This is a genomic window from Deinococcus aerius (assembly GCF_002897375.1).
In the GTDB taxonomy this organism is placed as follows: domain Bacteria; phylum Deinococcota; class Deinococci; order Deinococcales; family Deinococcaceae; genus Deinococcus; species Deinococcus aerius.
In genome coordinates this window covers 1-15,000 of record NZ_BFAG01000026.1, presented here as the reverse complement: position 1 = coordinate 15,000, position 15,000 = coordinate 1, and the positions used below count along the sequence as shown (strand labels likewise).

The following is a 15,000-nucleotide window of genomic DNA, read 5'->3' as shown; positions in this document are numbered from 1 at the left end:
GGACGGCAAGAAGGTCCGCGTCGCGGTCAAGAGCGGCAAGGTCATCGACTGATTTCAGGGCCACGCCTCCGGCGTGATCCCGGGCGACGAAGCCCGCCCGAAGAGAGGCAAGACATGCAGACGCTCAAAGCGAAGTACAACGAGCAGGTGCGCCCCGCGCTGATGCAGCAGTTCGGCTACTCCAGCGTGATGGCGGTGCCCCGCATCGAGAAGATCGTGATCAACGAGGGCCTGGGCTCCTCCAAGGAAGACTCCAAGGCCATCGACAAGGCGGCCCGCGAACTCGCCCTGATCGCCCTGCAAAAGCCCATCATCACCAAGGCGAAGAAGAGCATCTCCAACTTCAAGCTGCGCCAGGGCATGCCCGTCGGCGTGAAGGTCACGCTGCGCGGCGAGCGCATGTACGTGTTCCTGGAGAAGCTGATCAACATCGGCCTGCCCCGGATTCGGGACTTCCGCGGGATCAACCCCAACGCCTTTGACGGCCGCGGCAACTACAACCTCGGCATCAAGGAGCAACTGATCTTCCCGGAGATCACCTATGATATGGTCGACAAGGTGCGCGGCATGGACATCACCATCGTGACCACCGCGAAGACCGACGAGGAAGCCCGCGCGCTCCTGCAAGCGATGGGTCTTCCGTTCCGCAAGTAAGGACAGGCTATGGCGAATACCTCTAAAGTTGTGAAGGCGGCCCGCGGCAGCAAGTTTGCCGTGCAGAACTACAACCGTTGCAGCCGCTGTGGCCGCGCGCGTGGCTACTACCGCTTCTTCGGGATGTGCCGCATCTGCATCCGCGAGCTCGCGCACAAGGGCGAACTGCCCGGCGTGAAAAAGGCGAGCTGGTAAGACCCCACCTGGATACGAACCGCTCCCCTTGGGTGGTGATCGTCCAGACCCGGGAGAAGGACCCAACAGAAGAAGTGCCCGCCCGCTGGGGCAGGACCACTTTCTTTGGGAAGACTCGGGAGGCTGCCCAAGGGCCGTCTCCCCCCCGCCCGGGGCCCCCGTGCCCCCGGAGGCATCATGCTGAGTGATCCCATCGCCGACATGCTCACGCGCATTCGCAACGCGACGCGCACCTACAAGGAGAGCGTCGACATCCCGGCCTCCAAGTTCAAGGAGCAGCTCGCCCGGCTGCTCGTGCAGGAGGGCTACGTGGCCTCCGCCGAGCGCATCCGGCCCGAGGGCCAGAAGTTCGACGTGCTGCGCCTCACCCTGAAGTACGGCGCCAAGCGTGAGCAGGTCATCAAGCACATCGAGCGTGTCAGCCGTCCCGGCCGCCGCGCGTACGTGAGCGCCGAGAACCTGCCCCGCATCCAGCGCGGCCTGGGCCTGGCGGTCGTCTCGACCTCCAAGGGCCTGCTGCCCGACCGCGAGGCCCGCAAGCAGGGCGTCGGCGGCGAAGTTATCTGCGTCCTCTGGTAACGCATCTAGACCTGACCTCGGAACCCAAGGCGGTTCACGACTTAAGGAATGAAGGAGGACAGTCATGTCCCGCATCGGTAGGCAACCCATCGCCGTGCCCAACGGCGTGACCGCGACCATCGCCAACGGCGTGTTCTCGGTCAAGGGCCCCAAGGGGGAACTGCGCGTTCCCTACAACACGGCCCTGAACATCAGCAACGACAACGGGCAGATTCTCGTGACGCGTCCCAGCGACCGCCAGGAGCACCGCGCCCTGCACGGCCTGACCCGCACCCTCGTCGCCAACGCGGTGAAGGGTGTCAGCGACGGCTACACCATCAACCTCGAACTGCGCGGTGTGGGCTACCGTGCCCGCCTCGCCGGGCGCAACCTGGAGCTGACCATCGGCTTCAGCCACCCGGTCGTGATCGAGCCGCCCGCCGGGGTGACCTTCACGGTGCCCGAGCCCACCCGCATCGACGTGAGCGGGATCGACAAGCAGCTCGTCGGCCAGGTCGCCGCGAACGTCCGCAAGGTTCGCAAGCCCGACGCCTACCACGGCAAGGGTGTGCGCTTCGTCGGTGAGCAGATCAGCCTCAAGGCCGGTAAGGCTGGCGCCACGGGCGGGAAAGGGAAGAAGTAATGGCGACCCAGACTGCCATTCGCCGCAAGCTGCGCGCTCGCCGCAAGGTGCGCGTCGCCGCCGGGGAGAGATTGCGCCTCAGCGTGTTCCGCTCCAGCAAGCACATCTACGCCCAGATCATCGACGACAAGACCGGCACGACCCTCGCGGCGGCCAGCAGCAGCGCCGTCAAGACGGGCACGAAGACCGACACCGCCGCCGCGGTCGGCCGGGCTCTGGCCGAGGCTGCCGCCGCCAAGGGTGTCAAGAAGGTCGTCTTCGACCGAGGGCAGTACAAGTACCACGGCCGGGTGAAAGCGCTCGCGGACGCGGCGCGGGAGGGTGGCCTTGACTTTTAACCGTCGGAATGACCGCGAGCGCGAGACCAGCGAATTCGAAGAGAAGATGCTGTTCGTCAACCGCACGTCCAAGACCTATCAGGGTGGTCGCCGCTTCCGCTTCGCCGCGCTCGTGATCCTGGGGGACCGCAACGGTCGCGTGGGCATGGGCATCGGCAAGGCGAAGGAAGTGCCGGTCGCCATTGAAAAGGCCAAGGCCATCGCGCGCAAGAACATGATCACCGTGCCCGTCGAGAACGGCACGATTCCCCACGACATCGTCGGCGAGAACTCCACCAGCCGCGTGCTGCTCAAGCCCGCGGGTCCCGGTACGGGCGTGATCGCCGGAACCGTGCCCCGCTCCATCGCCGAACTGGCGGGCATCACCAACATGCTCTCCAAGGAACTCGGCAGCCGCAACAAGGTCAACGTGGCCTACGCGGTGTTCGACGGCCTGAAGAACCTCCGCACGGCCAAGCAGGTGCGCGCGCTGCGCGGCACGGACATCCAGCCCCGGGTGGCGGGCCCCATGGCGAACTCCGCCACCACCGAGGCCGGGGCGGCCCAGGCGGGAGGTGTCCAGTGACTGGTACGACCGTGAAGGTGACCCTGCGGCGCAGCGTGATTGGCCGCCCCAAGAACCAGGTCGAGACCGTGAAGGCGCTCGGCCTGCGGAAGATCGGCGACAGCCGTGAACTGGCGGACACGCCCAGCATTCGCGGCATGATCAAGACCGTCCAGCATCTGGTGGAGGTGGAAGCGTGAAGCTCCACGAACTGACTCCGGCGCCCGGCAGCCGCAAGAACCGCAAGCGCGTGGGCCGCGGCCCCGGCGGCACCGACAAGACCGCCGGACGCGGGCACAAGGGCCAGAAGGCGCGCAGCGGCGCGGGCAAGGGCCAATTCTTCGAGGGTGGCCGCAGCACGCTGATCAGCCGCCTGCCCAAGCGCGGCTTCAACAACGTCGGCACGACCTACGAGGTCGTCAACCTCTCGCAGCTCGCGGGCGTCGAGGGCGACACCCTGGACCGCGCCGCGCTGGAAGCGGCGGGCCTGGTGCGCCGCAAGAACCGCCCGGTCAAGCTCCTCGCCCGCGGCGAGGTGACCCGCGCCGTGACCGTTCACGTGGACGCGGCCAGCCAGGCGGCCATCCAGGCCGTCGAGGCGGCGGGTGGCCGGGTCGTGATCGCCGCGGCGGGCACGGACGCCGAGCCGACCGAGCAGGCGGGCTAACATGCTGCGCGCCTTCCGCGACGCGTTCCGGATTCCGGACCTTCGGCGGAAGATTGTCTTCACCCTGCTGCTGCTCGCCGTGTTCCGCCTCGGAAGCACCATCCCGACACCGGGCGTGAACACGGCAGCTCTCGAACAGGCCACCACGGGTGGCCTTTTCGGGTTGATCAGCCTGATCTCGGGCGGCAATCTTTCGCAGTTCTCGATCTTCGCCCTGGGCGTGCTGCCGTACATCACGGCGAGCATCGTGATCCAGCTTCTCACCACGACCATTCCCTCGCTCGAAAAGCTCAGCAAGGAGGGCGAGGAGGGCCGCAAGAAGATCAACCAGTACACCCGCTACGCGGCCATCGGCCTCGGCGCGGCGCAGGCGCTCTTCTTCTCGCTGTACATCACCAACAATCCCGCCTTTATCGCGGTGGGCTGGGACCCCGGCCTCTTTACGGTCCTCGTGATGGTGCTGACGCAGGTGGCGGGCATCGCCTTCACCATGTGGATCGGCGAGCGCATTACCGAGGTCGGCGTCGGCAACGGCATCAGCCTGATCATCACGGCGGGCATCATCGCCCGCTACCCGCACGAGGTCAGCGCGACGGCCCAGCTGTTCCGCACCAACCCCGACCAGTCCATCCTGGGTCTCGCCTTCTTCATCCTGGTGATTCTGGCGACCATCGCCGGGATTGTGTATGTGTATCAGGGCGAGCGCCGGGTGCCCGTCACCTACGCGCGGGCGCGCGGCGGGGCTCCGGCGGGTGCCGCCCGCAACCTCGGTGGGCAGGCCACCTGGCTCCCCATCAAGGTGAACCAGGCGGGCGTGATCCCGGTGATCTTCGCCTCGGCCATGCTGATCATCCCCAACCTGATCGCCAGCGCGACGGCCACCCGGGCGCCCGCGGTAAACGCCTTCATCCAGACGCACCTGACGCCCGGCAGCCCCTGGTACATCGCGCTGGAGGGCCTGCTGATCTTCGGGTTCACGTACCTGTACAACAGCGTGCAGTTTGACCCCAAGCGCATCAGCGAGCAACTGCGCGAGGCGGGCGGCTTTATCCCGGGCGTTCGTCCCGGCGCGCCCACCGCCGAATACCTGGGCGGGATCAGCAGCCGCCTGAGCCTCTGGGGCGCGATCTTCCTGGTCATCCTGACGGTGATTCCGCAGATCGTCCAGCGGGCGACGGGCATCTCGACCTTCCAGTTCAGCGGAACCGGCCTGCTGATCATCGTGGGGGTGGCGCTTGAAACGCTGAAGCAGCTTGAGGCTCAGCTCACCGTGCGGCGCTACGACGGCTTTATCAGCAAGGGCCGCATTCGCGGTCGCCTGAACAGCTAACGCGCCTTCTTGGACCGCTCACCCCCGTGGTGGGCGGTTTTTGCTGTCTCCCCCCTATTCCATCGTCACCCCAGGGGGAACAAGGCTGGGCAGGACGGTCCCCACCGGGCTGCCCTGGCCCTATGCTGTACATCCCAACAGGAGGAGCGATGACTCAACCCAGAAACAAGGTCGTGATTTTCCTCGGCCCGCCCGGCGCGGGCAAGGGGACGCAGGCCGAACGCCTCGCCCGCGAGCAGGGCCTGACCAAGATCAGCACCGGGGAAATCCTGCGCGACCACGTCTCCCGCGGCACCGAACTCGGGCAGCAGGTGAGGCCCATTCTCGACGCCGGGCAGCTCGTGCCCGACGACATCCTGATCGCGCTGATCCGCGACCGCCTGGCCGGGATGGAGCCCGTGCGGGTGATTTTCGACGGCTTTCCCCGCACCTGCGCCCAGGCCGAGGCGCTGGACATGCTGCTGGAGGAGCTGGGCGCCCCCGTCACTGCCGTGCCCCTGCTGGAGGTGCCCGACGAGCTGCTGATCGAGCGAATTGTGGAGCGGGGGCGGCAGGCGGCTTTGCTTGGCGAGCCGGTCCGCAGCGACGACACCGAGGAGGTCGCCCGCAGGCGCCAGGAGGTCTACCGCGAGCAGACCCAGCCGCTCATCGACTACTACGCGGCGCGCGGGCACCTGCGTCACGTGGACGGCGTGGGCACGATGGACGAGGTGTACGGGCGGATTCAGCAGACGATGCGCTGAGCGTCCAGGCCCCGGGGAGCGGGAGGAAGTGTGTTCCCGCTCCTCTTGCCGCCCGCCCGGCCCCCGTGCTAACTTCCCCTTTGGCTTGTATCAAGCCTGGAGGTTGCGTGGCGAGACGAAAGATGCCGGAACAGCGGGAAAAGCGCAAGAAGGAAGAGTCCGATACCGTACGGGCCGAGGGCGTGGTCGAAGAGGCGCTGCCGAACACCACGTTCCGGGTGAAGCTCGACACCGGGCACGACATTCTGGCGTACATCAGCGGCAAGATGAGGATTCACTACATCCGCATCCTGCCCGGCGACCGTGTGGTTCTGGAAATCAGCCCGTACGATACTTCGCGCGGGCGCATCGTCTACCGCAAGTAAATCACCGGGCGCAGGTACCCAACAGATTCCCCACCCGTGGGGGGTCGAGCGCTGCCGGGCGCGTGACCATGATGGGTCATGACGTGAGGCGGCGCGAGGAGGAAGCATGAAAGTTCGCAGCAGTGTCAAGAGGATGTGCGACAACTGCAAGGTGATTCGCCGCCACGGGCGCGTGTTCATCATCTGCACCAACGTCAAGCACAAGCAGAGGCAGGGCTAAACATGGCGCGTATTGCCGGTGTTGACCTTCCGCGCGAGAAGCGCGTCGAGATCGCCCTGACCTACATCTACGGGATTGGCCTGACCCGTTCCAAGGAGGTGCTGGCGCGCACGGGGGTGAACCCCGATACCCGCGTCCGTAACCTCAGCGAGGCCGAGCAGTCGGCCCTGCGCGAGGCCATCGAGCGGACCTACCGCGTCGAGGGTGACCTGCGCTCGGAAGTCGGCCAGAACATCAAGCGCCTGATGGACATCGGCGCGTACCGTGGCCTGCGCCACCGCCGCGGCCTGCCGGTGCGCGGCCAGCGCACGAAGACGAACGCCCGCACCCGCAAGGGGCCGCGCAAGACCGTCGCTGGCAAGAAGAAAGCGACGAGGAAGTAAGCCATGGCGAAACCCACCAAAGGCAAGGCCCCCCGCCGCGCCCGGCGCAACATCAGCGCGGGCCGCGCGTACGTCCACGCGAGCTACAACAACACCATCGTGACGATCACCGACCTCGACGGCAACTCCGTCGCGTGGTCGAGCGGCGGCACCATCGGCTACAAGGGCAGCAAGAAGGGCACCCCCTACGCTGCCCAGCTCGCCGCCGCCGACGCGGTGAAAAAGGCCCAGCAGACCTTCGGCATGAACGTCGTGGACGTGATCGTGCGCGGCACCGGCTCGGGCCGCGAGCAGGCGATCCGCGCGATCCAGGCCAGCGGCATCGAAGTGAAGTCCATCATGGACGACAGCCCCGTGCCCCACAACGGCTGCCGCCCCAAGAAGAAGTTCCGCGCCTAAAGCGCACTGCGCGCGCCCACCTGTCCCGCTTCCGCCCCACCTCCCCGTGAGAGAGCCGCACCACCGGCGAGGAGGCGGGCACCAGAGGGCCGCAGACCCGGTGCCGTGCCCCAGTCGGCGCGCACCGCAAGGAGAGTTAACACATGGGTCGTTTCCGTGGTTCCATCACCAAGCTCAGCCGCCGCGAGGGCATCAACCTGGCGGAGACTGAGAAAGTCCAGAAGTATCTCGACAAGCGCCCCTACGCGCCCGGCCAGCACGGCCAGCGCCGGGGCCGCGGCCGCCCCAGCGACTACAGCGTGCGCCTGCGGGAAAAGCAGAAGCTCGCCCGCCTGTACGGCATGAACGAGAAGCAGTTCCGCAACCTCTTCGAGGAGGCGGCGAACGTGCCCGGCGTGACCGGCACGGTGTTCCTGCAACTGCTGGAGCGCCGCCTGGACAACGTCGTCTTCCGCATGGGCTTTGCCAGCACCCGCCGCCAGGCCCGGCAATTCGTCGGCCACGGGCACGTGCTGGTGAACGGCAAGAAGGTGGACATCCCCTCGTACCGCGTGAAGATCGGCGACGAGATCACGGTCGCCGAGAAGAGCCGCCAGATGGGCTTTATCCAGGAGAACATGGAGGCGCAGAAGCGCCGCCGCGTGAGCCCCTGGATCGAGCTGAACCCCGACACCTTTAGCGGCACGTTCGTGCGCCTGCCCGCGCGCGAGGATCTGGCGCTGCCGATCAACGAGAACTTCATCATCGAGTACTACTCGCGTTAACGGAGGCCCCAGTGGACCAAAAGCGCCCTCAACTCAAGGCCCGCGTCGACGGTGATTACGGCGAGTTTGTGCTCGAACCGCTCACGCGTGGCTACGGCGTCACCATCGGGAATCCTATCCGGCGCATCCTGATGTCCTCGATTCCGGGCACGGCCGTGACGAGCGTGTACATCGAGGACGTCCTCCACGAGTTCTCCACCATCCCCGGCGTCAAGGAAGACGTTATCCGGCTGATCCTGAACCTCAAGGAACTCGTCGTGAAGTTCCACGCCCCCGGCCCCAAGACCCTGACCCTGCGCGCTCAGGGGGAGGGTGTGGTGCGGGCGAGCGCCTTCGAGGTGCCCTCGGACGCCGAGATCGTCAACCCCGACCTCGTCATCGCCACGCTCGCCGAGGACGGCAAGCTGGTGATGGAGGTGCGCGTCGAGGAGGGCGAGGGGTACGTCCCCGCCGACAAGCACGCCACCAAGGACCGCATCAACTCGATCCCGGTGGACGCCGTGTTCTCGCCGGTCCGGCGGGTCGCCTACCACGTGGAGAACACCCGCGTGGGTCAGCAGACCGATCTGGACCGCCTGATCCTGCGCGTCTGGACCGACGGCAGCATCGGCCCACAGGAGACGCTCGACAAGGCCGTCGAGATTCTGCGCGACGAGCTGACCGTGTTCGGGAACGTGGAGACGCTGCCCACCCTCGCCCCCGAGGTGCAGCAGCCGGTGTACACGCCCGCCGCGTCCATCGCCAGCGGGTACGACCTACCGCGCCAGCCCGAACTCAGCATCAACCCCCAGCCGTACCCCGCCGACCTCGACACGCCGCGCGTGACGCTGGAGGGCCTGGGCCTGACCACCCGCGTGCTGCACTCCCTCAAGGAGGAAGGCATCGACAGTGTGGACGCCCTGTGCGCCCTGTCCGACCGCGACCTGAAAAAGGTCCCCGGCATCGGCGAGAGAAGCCTGGACGAGATCAAGCAGCAGCTCGCCCAGTTCGGCCTGGCCCTGAGAGACTAACCCCAGCGCGCGGGTGAGCCTCGCCCGCGCCTGCGCCCCCCAAGGAGACCCCCATGCGTCACGGCAAAGCCGGTCGCAAGCTCAACCGCAACAGCAGCGCCCGCGTCGCCCTGGCCCGCGCCCAGGCGACCGCGCTGCTGCGCGAGGGCCGCATCCAGACGACCCTCACGAAGGCCAAGGAGCTGCGCCCCTACGTTGAGAAGCTGATCACCACCGCCAAGGGCGGCGATCTGCACGCCCGCCGCCTCGTCGCCCGCGACATCCACGACAACGACGTGGTCCGCAAGGTGATGGACGAGGTCGCCCCCCGTTACGCCGAGCGCCAGGGCGGCTACACCCGCATCCTGCGCATCGGCACCCGCCGCGGCGACGGCGTCACCATGGCGCTGATCGAACTCGTCTGATTCCAGACGTGCCCCAGGCCCCGCTTCGGCGGGGTTTTTCTATTTGGCCCGCGCCACCACAATCAACTCGCCGTCCCCCTGCCCGGCGGGTTCACGGTGCCATCCGCCGAAGATGTGTTCGATTTCAAACCCGGCAGCTTCCAGCGACGAGCGCAGCGTTTTTTCAGGTCGGAAGCAGAGGGTGGAGCGTGAAAGGAGTTCCTCTGGGGAGTCCGTGAAGGTGTAGTGATGAACGAAAGTGACGAGAGGCCCGCTTGGTTCACCTTCCTCCACCTTGGTAACCTCGGTCCAGACTTCCACGCCTGACTCATCCGGCAGGCGGTAGTGGTCCTTGCTGGGGTCCGCAGCCCAGACTTCCCACACGCGGTTTTGTGGATCGCGGGTATCAAAGACGAGGCGGCCACCGGGGGCCAGGGCACGGTGAAGATTGGCGAGAGCGTCGGCCCATTCGCCGTCACCCATCAGGAATTGAGCGACATGGCTGGTCATCAGGGCGAGATCGAAAGCGGCTGTGGGGGCGTCGGCGGCTTTGCCTGCGATCCATGTCACTTTCTCCGCGCCAGGCTTACGCTGCGCGGCTTGCAGGGAGGCGTGCGCAGGGTCTAGGCCCGTGACCGCGTGTCCGGCTGAGGCAAGAGCCACTGTCAGCCGACCCGTGCCGCAGCCCAGGTCAAGGATGCGGGCGTGTGATATCCCCTCTGCCAGCGAGAGAAAGAAGTCATCATCGGCGCCCCAGCGACACTGCGCGTCGTACACCTGGACCAGTCGGGGATGGTGAAACTCTGCGTTGTGCATCTCCCCAATGATCGCGGCGAGTGGCCCCCGAAACGTCCGGCAACAGGCTTATCCTGAACCCATGACCCCCACCCTCGTGATCGTCCCCGGCCTCGGCGACAGCGGCCCGGACCACTGGCAGACGCGCTGGACCCAGCAGTTTGGTGCGGCTCGCGTGCGGCAGGACGACCCGGAGACGCCAACACCGGGGGCTTGGGCGGCCCGCCTTCAGCAGGTCATCGAGGCGACGCCCAGCGACCTCGTCCTCGTCGGGCACTCATGTGGGGTGCTCACCATCGTCCACTGGGCTCGGCTGTACGGCGGGAACGAGCGGGTGAAGGGTGCCCTGCTCGTCAGCCCGACCGATGCCGAGCAGTCCGACATGGCAAACCTGGCCCCCGCCGTCCTCCGGCTCGCCCCCGTGCCGCTCGACCCGCTGCCCTTTCCGGCCCTGGTCGTCGTCAGCGGGAACGATCCCTACGTGAGCTTCGAGCGGGCGCAGACCTTCGCGGAGGCCTGGGGGGCAGAGTTCATCACGGCGGGCGAGGCCGGGCATATCAATGTGGCGAGTGGGCACGGCGAGTGGCCCGAGGGCGAGGTGCTGCTCTCGGAGGTGTTGCACGCCTGGACCCCGCCAGAGATCACGCGCTTTTAACAGGAGAAGAGCCGCCCCGGGGAGAGGCGGCCCTTTCGGTGCGGGAGGTTCAGTTGGCGGCGGCAGGGGTGGGCGCGTACTTGTCGAGCAGCGCCTCGAAGGCCCGCTTGGGCTGGGCGCCGACCATGCCCTCGACGGGCTGGCCGTCCTTGAAGAGGATCATGGTGGGGATGCTCATGACGCGGAACTGGCCGGAGACCGTTGGGTTGTCGTCCACATTGAGCTTGGCGACCTTGACGCGGCCCTCGTACTGCCCGGCGAGTTCCTCGATCACGGGGGCGATGATGCGGCACGGCCCACACCAGGGGGCCCAGAAGTCGACCAGCGTGAGGCCCTGAGCGGTCTCGCTCTGGAAGTTGCTGTCGGTGAGTTCTATAGGCTTCATGAATGCAGTCTACCGCCCGCACGTGGGGGAGGATAGGGACGAGATGGACAGAGGCTAACGCGCCTTTCATCGCTCCTGGGGGTAGCCTGCGGGTATGGCGGGTGGGTTGCGGGCGGAGCTGCGGGAGGGCGCCAGGCTCTTCGAGGCGGGCGAGTGGTGGGAGGCGCACGAGGCCTGGGAGGAACCGTGGCGGGCGGCGAGCGGCGACGAGCGGCACTTCATCCAGGCGCTGATCCTGCTCGCCGCCGCGCTGCACAAACGCTGGCACCACGGCAGCCTGACCCACCGCAACTACCACAAGGCGGAGGCGTACCTCGACCGCCTGCCGGGTGAGTACGGCGGCGTGGACCTCGACCGGCTGCGCGCCGAGGTCTGGGCCGCGCTCCACGACTCCGCCCGGTGGCCCCGACTTCTGACCGGCGATGAAGGGGGAGAGGATTGAGGGCCCTGCCCGGCCCCCGTATTCTGGAGGTGTCCGCCGGTCAGCAAAGGAAGCCCGGCGTATGAAAGGTCAGGACAGATGATGGAACGAATCGCACTCTTTATTGACGGGGCCAACGTGTACGCGGCGGCCAAGCGGCTGGGCTGGAATTTCGACCACCGCAAGATCCTGGAGCACTTCCGGGGGGGCGGCACCCTGCACAACGCCTTTTACTACACCGCCGTGCCCATGCCCATGGACGACAAGCAGAAGCGCTTTATCGACGCGCTGACGTACATGGGGTACACGGTCCGCACCCGGCCCCTGCGCGAGAGCACCGACGAACACGGCGACACCCACCGCCGCGCCAGCCTCGACATCGAGATCGTGACCGACCTCCTGACGACCGAGGACCGCTACGACACCGCCGTGCTGCTCACGGGCGACGGCGACTTCGAGCGCCCGGTCGAGGTGCTGCGGGCGCGGGGCAAGCGGGTGATCGTGGCGAGTATCCCCGAGATGACGAGTTACGAGTTGCGGAACGCCGCCGACGAGTACGTGGACCTGGGCGCCATCCGCGAGCAGGTCGAGCGGCCCGGCTACCGCCTGCCCAGCGAGCAGCGCGGCGAGGGCAGCCGACCCTTCTACGTGACCGCCCCCCTCACGGACGGCGATGAGCGCTGAGGCAGCCGCCCCGGCGACGCCCGACACGACGCTGCCCATCGCCCTCGACGCGGTCGGCGGGGACCACGGGGCGGCCCCCAACGTGGAGGGTGCCGTGCAGGCCGCCCGCGCCGGGGTGCCCGTGCTGCTCGTGGGGCCGCGGGTGGCCCTGCACGCCGAACTCGGCAAGCACGCCGGGAGCGCCAGCCTGCCCCTGCGGGTGGTGGACGCCCCCGATGTGATCGGGATGGACGAGCACGCCAGCGATGTCCGCAGCCGCACCGGGGCCAGCATCAACGTCTGCACCCGCCTGGTGAAGGAGGGCAAGGCCGCCGCCGCCGTCAGCATGGGGCACAGCGGCGCCACGATGGCCTCGGCACTCCTGACCCTCGGGCGGCTGAGGGGGGTGGACCGGCCCGCGATCCTCACGCACCTGCCCAGCAAGAAGGGCTTTGTCACCCTGCTCGACGTGGGCGCGAACGCGGACGTGAAGCCGGGGTACCTCGCCCAGTGGGCCCGGCTCGCCACGGTCTACCTGCGGGTCGTGGAGGACAAGACGGACCCGACGGTCGGCCTGCTCTCCATCGGCGAGGAGGACCACAAGGGGAGCCAGCTCGTGCTGGAGGCGCACGCCCTGCTGCGGGAGCTGAACGGAAAGGGCATCCACTTTCGCGGCAACGTCGAGGGCCGCGACATCTTCCAGGGCACCACCGACATCGTCGTGACGGACGGTTTTACCGGCAACGTGGTCCTCAAGCTCGCGGAGGGCGAGGCCAAGGTGCTGTTCGGCTGGGTGCGCGACGCGCTGGGGGGCAACCTGAGGACCAAGGTGGGCGGCCTCCTCGTCCGTGGCGCCCTGCGCGGGCTCGCCGAGCGGATGGACCCCAGCACCTACGGGGCGAGCATCCTGCTCGGCGTGCGCGGCCTGGCCTTTATCGGCCACGGGAGCGCCGACGCCCGGGCGGTCAAGAACGCCCTGCTGCGGGCCTCGCGTGCCCATGAGGCCAAGTTGATCGAGCGGCTGGAAGGAGCCCTGGCGCCGCAGGCCGGGTAAACCCCAGACGTTCTCGCCTTCCTCACCTTCTCATGAGAGGCTGGGGGAATGCTGGACGGACTGACCTTTCAACTGCAAAAACCCCAGGTCTGGTTGGGCCTGGGGCTCACGCTGCTCGTCGCCTACGCCCTGTACCGCTTCGGGCGGGTGGTGTTGCGCATGCTGGAACCCTACGTGCGCCGCCCCCTGCTGACCGGCCTGAAGTGGCTGTGGCTGCTGACGGTCGCCGTCTCCTGGCTGGCGGTCGCCACCCACGTCGTGTATCTGCCGGGCGTGCCCGTGCTGTTCGACCTGGGCCAAGACATCGTGCAGGGCTTTCGCAACAGTGCGGGGCAGGTCCTGGTCATCCTGGCCCTCGCGCTCATCGCCTGGAACCTGATCGGGGCGCTGAGTGGCCGGATCGTCGCCGAGGAGGAGTTCAACCGCCGCAGCGTGCGGGTGCAGACCCTCAAGGGCGTGGTCGAGAGCACCCTCAAGGCCGTCGTGGTGATCATCAGCCTGATCGCGGGCCTTCAGGCACTGGGGGTGGACGCCTCCAGCCTCCTCGCGGGCGTGTCGGTCTTCGGCCTGGCAGTGGGTTTCGGCGCCCAGAGCCTGATCAAGGACGTGTTCACCGGCTTCTTCATCCTGCTGGAGGATCAGTACGGGATCGGTGACGTAATCACCATCAACAACGGGGGCCTGAGCGGCGGCGTCGAGCGCCTGAACCTGCGGGTGACGGCGCTGCGGGCACTGGACGGCACCCTGCACATCATCCCCAACGGGCAGATTCAAACCGTCAGCGTGAGCAGCAAGGACTGGTCGCGGGTGGTCGCCGAGGTCGCTGTGACCTACGCCGCCAACGTCAACGAGGCGCTGCGGGTGCTGGAGGCGGTGAGCAAGGAGCTGTACGCCGACCCCGAGTGGTCGCACTACTTCCTGGAGGAGCCCGAGATGCAGGGCGTGACGCAGCTCGCCCCGGACGGCGTGACCCTGCGCGCCCTCTTCAAGGTGCAGCCCAAGAGCCAGTACGCCGTGGGGCGCGAGTTCAACCGCCGCATCAAGATCGCCATGGATCAGGCCGGGATCGAGATTCCCTTTCCCCAGCGCACGATCACGCTGGGCGGCGCCCCCATCGAGATCAAGCTCACCCGCGAGGAGCTGGAGGGCCGCGACCCGCGCCGGGAGCAGGACCGCACCCGGGCACCCGTCAGGCCCGGCACCACCCGCGACCCGGAGGAGGAATTGCAGCCGTAAGTGGGAAGTGGTGAGTGGTCCGTGGAACAGGCCACCACCCACTGACTTCAAGCGGGCAGTGGCGCCAGTCCCCCACTCCCCGCTGGAGACGGCCCGTCCAGCGTTCCCCCCGCGAGCAGGGTGGCGAACTCCTCGCCGCTGAGGGTCTCGCGGCGCATCAGCACCCGCACGATCTCGTGGACGGCGGGGAGGTACTCCCTCACCAGATCGAGCGCCCGGGCGTAGGCGGCGTCAATGAGGGCGCGAACCTCCTCGTCCACGGCGAAGGCGGTCGCCTCACTCATGGGGAGGGGCTGGGGGCCGCCGCCCAGAAAGTTCCCCTCGTCGGTGGCGAGCGCGACCTTGCCGATGCGCGGCGACATGCCCCACTCGGTGACCATGCGCCGCGCCAGGTTCGTCGCCTGCTGGAAGTCGTTCTGGGCACCGGTCGTCACCTCGCCGTACACGACCTCCTCGGCGGCGCGGCCCGCGAGTGCCACGGCGATCATGTCCTCCAGCGCCGGGCGGGTGACATGCAGGCGGTCGTCGGCGTCGGGCATCATGAAGCCCGCCGCCCGGCCGCGCGGCACCACGGTGAGCTTAGCGACCCGGTGGG

Annotated in this window: 25 protein-coding genes and 1 pseudogene (1 of these 26 only partly in view); 23 read left to right on the top strand and 3 right to left on the bottom strand. The window is 67.7% G+C overall.

The genetic code is table 11. The features are described 5' to 3' along the window. From rplX to rplQ, 18 genes are all read left to right on the top strand, one after another. Positions 1-52: the 3' end of a 50S ribosomal protein L24 gene (gene rplX / locus DAERI_RS21460; protein ID WP_103131483.1), read on the top strand. 296 nt of this gene lie to the left of the window's left edge; only the last 52 of its 348 coding nucleotides appear in the window; the start codon falls outside the window, past its left edge; it ends in the stop codon at positions 50-52. 62 nt (positions 53-114) lie between these two features. Beyond that, positions 115-654: a 50S ribosomal protein L5 gene (gene rplE / locus DAERI_RS21455; protein ID WP_103131482.1), complete on the top strand. Its 540-nt coding sequence runs from the start codon at positions 115-117 to the stop codon at positions 652-654. Positions 655-663: 9 nt separating this feature from the next. Next, on the top strand, positions 664-849 hold the full coding sequence (locus tag DAERI_RS21450; RefSeq protein WP_026332626.1) for a type Z 30S ribosomal protein S14: 186 nt from the start codon (positions 664-666) through the stop codon (positions 847-849). A gap of 177 nt (positions 850-1,026) precedes the next feature. Then, the gene (gene rpsH / locus DAERI_RS21445; protein WP_103131481.1) at positions 1,027-1,428 is read left to right on the top strand and encodes a 30S ribosomal protein S8; all 402 of its coding nucleotides are present in this window, start codon (positions 1,027-1,029) and stop codon (positions 1,426-1,428) included. A gap of 64 nt (positions 1,429-1,492) precedes the next feature. Then, complete coding sequence (rplF, locus tag DAERI_RS21440; protein ID WP_103131480.1) at positions 1,493-2,050, top strand: 50S ribosomal protein L6; 558 nt, start codon at positions 1,493-1,495, stop codon at positions 2,048-2,050. Continuing rightward, entirely contained in the window at positions 2,050-2,388 is a 339-nt protein-coding gene (rplR, locus tag DAERI_RS21435; RefSeq protein ID WP_103131479.1) for a 50S ribosomal protein L18, read from the top strand. Before rplF ends, rplR begins: the two co-directional genes overlap by 1 nt. Next, the gene (rpsE, locus tag DAERI_RS21430; protein ID WP_165794329.1) at positions 2,378-2,953 is read left to right on the top strand and encodes a 30S ribosomal protein S5; all 576 of its coding nucleotides are present in this window, start codon (positions 2,378-2,380) and stop codon (positions 2,951-2,953) included. The genes rplR and rpsE overlap by 11 nt, the downstream gene beginning before the upstream one ends. Positions 2,954-2,964: 11 nt before the next feature. After that, the gene (gene rpmD, locus DAERI_RS21425) at positions 2,965-3,132 is read left to right on the top strand and encodes a 50S ribosomal protein L30 (protein WP_103131494.1); all 168 of its coding nucleotides are present in this window, start codon (positions 2,965-2,967) and stop codon (positions 3,130-3,132) included. Further along, positions 3,129-3,599, top strand: a complete 471-nt coding sequence (rplO, locus tag DAERI_RS21420; RefSeq protein WP_103131477.1) for a 50S ribosomal protein L15 — start codon at positions 3,129-3,131, stop codon at positions 3,597-3,599. The genes rpmD and rplO overlap by 4 nt, the downstream gene beginning before the upstream one ends. Before the next feature lies 1 nt (position 3,600). Next, entirely contained in the window at positions 3,601-4,929 is a 1,329-nt protein-coding gene (secY, locus tag DAERI_RS21415) for a preprotein translocase subunit SecY (protein WP_103131476.1), read from the top strand. A 149-nt stretch (positions 4,930-5,078) separates the two neighbouring features. Next, entirely contained in the window at positions 5,079-5,672 is a 594-nt protein-coding gene (locus tag DAERI_RS21410; protein WP_103131475.1) for an adenylate kinase, read from the top strand. A 122-nt stretch (positions 5,673-5,794) separates the two neighbouring features. Continuing rightward, complete coding sequence (gene infA / locus DAERI_RS21405; RefSeq protein ID WP_019588656.1) at positions 5,795-6,037, top strand: translation initiation factor IF-1; 243 nt, start codon at positions 5,795-5,797, stop codon at positions 6,035-6,037. Positions 6,038-6,143: 106 nt separating this feature from the next. Continuing rightward, positions 6,144-6,257 (top strand): 50S ribosomal protein L36, encoded by a 114-nt coding sequence (gene rpmJ, locus DAERI_RS21400; protein WP_103131474.1) that lies wholly within the window; start codon positions 6,144-6,146, stop codon positions 6,255-6,257. A 2-nt stretch (positions 6,258-6,259) separates the two neighbouring features. Next, on the top strand, positions 6,260-6,640 hold the full coding sequence (gene rpsM / locus DAERI_RS21395; protein ID WP_103131473.1) for a 30S ribosomal protein S13: 381 nt from the start codon (positions 6,260-6,262) through the stop codon (positions 6,638-6,640). A 3-nt stretch (positions 6,641-6,643) separates the two neighbouring features. Then, complete coding sequence (gene rpsK / locus DAERI_RS21390) at positions 6,644-7,039, top strand: 30S ribosomal protein S11 (protein ID WP_103131472.1); 396 nt, start codon at positions 6,644-6,646, stop codon at positions 7,037-7,039. Between the two features lie 143 nt (positions 7,040-7,182). After that, positions 7,183-7,803: a 30S ribosomal protein S4 gene (gene rpsD / locus DAERI_RS21385; RefSeq protein ID WP_103131471.1), complete on the top strand. Its 621-nt coding sequence runs from the start codon at positions 7,183-7,185 to the stop codon at positions 7,801-7,803. An 11-nt stretch (positions 7,804-7,814) separates the two neighbouring features. Then, entirely contained in the window at positions 7,815-8,813 is a 999-nt protein-coding gene (locus DAERI_RS21380) for a DNA-directed RNA polymerase subunit alpha (RefSeq protein WP_103131470.1), read from the top strand. A gap of 53 nt (positions 8,814-8,866) precedes the next feature. Further along, a complete protein-coding gene (rplQ, locus tag DAERI_RS21375; RefSeq protein WP_019588662.1) occupies positions 8,867-9,217 on the top strand; it encodes a 50S ribosomal protein L17 in 351 nt (116 codons plus the stop codon). Positions 9,218-9,256: 39 nt separating this feature from the next. Here rplQ and DAERI_RS21370 read toward each other — a convergent pair whose 3' ends face one another. Further along, on the bottom strand, positions 9,257-9,973 hold the full coding sequence (locus DAERI_RS21370) for a class I SAM-dependent methyltransferase (RefSeq protein ID WP_235610503.1): 717 nt from the start codon (positions 9,971-9,973) through the stop codon (positions 9,257-9,259). 100 nt (positions 9,974-10,073) lie between these two features. Here DAERI_RS21370 and DAERI_RS21365 point away from each other — a divergent pair, with 100 nt between their 5' ends. After that, on the top strand, positions 10,074-10,646 hold the full coding sequence (locus DAERI_RS21365) for an RBBP9/YdeN family alpha/beta hydrolase (RefSeq protein WP_103131468.1): 573 nt from the start codon (positions 10,074-10,076) through the stop codon (positions 10,644-10,646). Positions 10,647-10,695: 49 nt separating this feature from the next. Here DAERI_RS21365 and trxA read toward each other — a convergent pair whose 3' ends face one another. Further along, positions 10,696-11,031 carry a thioredoxin gene (gene trxA, locus DAERI_RS21360; RefSeq protein WP_103131467.1) on the bottom strand — a complete coding sequence of 112 codons (336 nt, stop codon included), beginning with the start codon at positions 11,029-11,031 and terminating at the stop codon, positions 10,696-10,698. Positions 11,032-11,125: 94 nt separating this feature from the next. Here trxA and DAERI_RS21355 point away from each other — a divergent pair, with 94 nt between their 5' ends. The 4 genes from DAERI_RS21355 (at position 11,126) to DAERI_RS21340 (ending at position 14,405) form a co-directional block, all read left to right on the top strand. Next, positions 11,126-11,473, top strand: coding sequence for a DUF309 domain-containing protein (locus DAERI_RS21355; RefSeq protein WP_103131466.1), 348 nt, complete (start codon positions 11,126-11,128; stop codon positions 11,471-11,473). 81 nt (positions 11,474-11,554) lie between these two features. After that, positions 11,555-12,136 carry a LabA-like NYN domain-containing protein gene (locus DAERI_RS21350; protein ID WP_103131493.1) on the top strand — a complete coding sequence of 194 codons (582 nt, stop codon included), beginning with the start codon at positions 11,555-11,557 and terminating at the stop codon, positions 12,134-12,136. Next, positions 12,126-13,169, top strand: a complete 1,044-nt coding sequence (gene plsX / locus DAERI_RS21345; RefSeq protein ID WP_103131465.1) for a phosphate acyltransferase PlsX — start codon at positions 12,126-12,128, stop codon at positions 13,167-13,169. The genes DAERI_RS21350 and plsX overlap by 11 nt, the downstream gene beginning before the upstream one ends. Before the next feature lie 48 nt (positions 13,170-13,217). After that, on the top strand, positions 13,218-14,405 hold the full coding sequence (locus tag DAERI_RS21340; RefSeq protein WP_103131464.1) for a mechanosensitive ion channel family protein: 1,188 nt from the start codon (positions 13,218-13,220) through the stop codon (positions 14,403-14,405). Positions 14,406-14,452: 47 nt separating this feature from the next. On the opposite strand, the pseudogene DAERI_RS21335 reads toward DAERI_RS21340, so the two are convergent. Next, positions 14,453-15,000 (bottom strand): annotated as a pseudogene (locus tag DAERI_RS21335) (ATP-dependent zinc metalloprotease FtsH); the annotation flags it as partial.

Coding starts and splice junctions, on each gene's coding strand:
- rplE (WP_103131482.1), top strand. CDS start 115: ATGCAGACGCTCAAAGCGAAGTACAACGAGCAGGTGCGCCCCGCGCTG.
- DAERI_RS21450 (WP_026332626.1), top strand. CDS start 664: ATGGCGAATACCTCTAAAGTTGTGAAGGCGGCCCGCGGCAGCAAGTTT.
- rpsH (WP_103131481.1), top strand. CDS start 1,027: ATGCTGAGTGATCCCATCGCCGACATGCTCACGCGCATTCGCAACGCG.
- rplF (WP_103131480.1), top strand. CDS start 1,493: ATGTCCCGCATCGGTAGGCAACCCATCGCCGTGCCCAACGGCGTGACC.
- rplR (WP_103131479.1), top strand. CDS start 2,050: ATGGCGACCCAGACTGCCATTCGCCGCAAGCTGCGCGCTCGCCGCAAG.
- secY (WP_103131476.1), top strand. CDS start 3,601: ATGCTGCGCGCCTTCCGCGACGCGTTCCGGATTCCGGACCTTCGGCGG.
- DAERI_RS21410 (WP_103131475.1), top strand. CDS start 5,079: ATGACTCAACCCAGAAACAAGGTCGTGATTTTCCTCGGCCCGCCCGGC.
- infA (WP_019588656.1), top strand. CDS start 5,795: ATGCCGGAACAGCGGGAAAAGCGCAAGAAGGAAGAGTCCGATACCGTA.
- rpmJ (WP_103131474.1), top strand. CDS start 6,144: ATGAAAGTTCGCAGCAGTGTCAAGAGGATGTGCGACAACTGCAAGGTG.
- rpsM (WP_103131473.1), top strand. CDS start 6,260: ATGGCGCGTATTGCCGGTGTTGACCTTCCGCGCGAGAAGCGCGTCGAG.
- rpsK (WP_103131472.1), top strand. CDS start 6,644: ATGGCGAAACCCACCAAAGGCAAGGCCCCCCGCCGCGCCCGGCGCAAC.
- rpsD (WP_103131471.1), top strand. CDS start 7,183: ATGGGTCGTTTCCGTGGTTCCATCACCAAGCTCAGCCGCCGCGAGGGC.
- rplQ (WP_019588662.1), top strand. CDS start 8,867: ATGCGTCACGGCAAAGCCGGTCGCAAGCTCAACCGCAACAGCAGCGCC.
- DAERI_RS21365 (WP_103131468.1), top strand. CDS start 10,074: ATGACCCCCACCCTCGTGATCGTCCCCGGCCTCGGCGACAGCGGCCCG.
- trxA (WP_103131467.1), bottom strand. CDS start 11,031: ATGAAGCCTATAGAACTCACCGACAGCAACTTCCAGAGCGAGACCGCT.
- DAERI_RS21355 (WP_103131466.1), top strand. CDS start 11,126: ATGGCGGGTGGGTTGCGGGCGGAGCTGCGGGAGGGCGCCAGGCTCTTC.
- DAERI_RS21350 (WP_103131493.1), top strand. CDS start 11,555: ATGGAACGAATCGCACTCTTTATTGACGGGGCCAACGTGTACGCGGCG.
- plsX (WP_103131465.1), top strand. CDS start 12,126: ATGAGCGCTGAGGCAGCCGCCCCGGCGACGCCCGACACGACGCTGCCC.
- DAERI_RS21340 (WP_103131464.1), top strand. CDS start 13,218: ATGCTGGACGGACTGACCTTTCAACTGCAAAAACCCCAGGTCTGGTTG.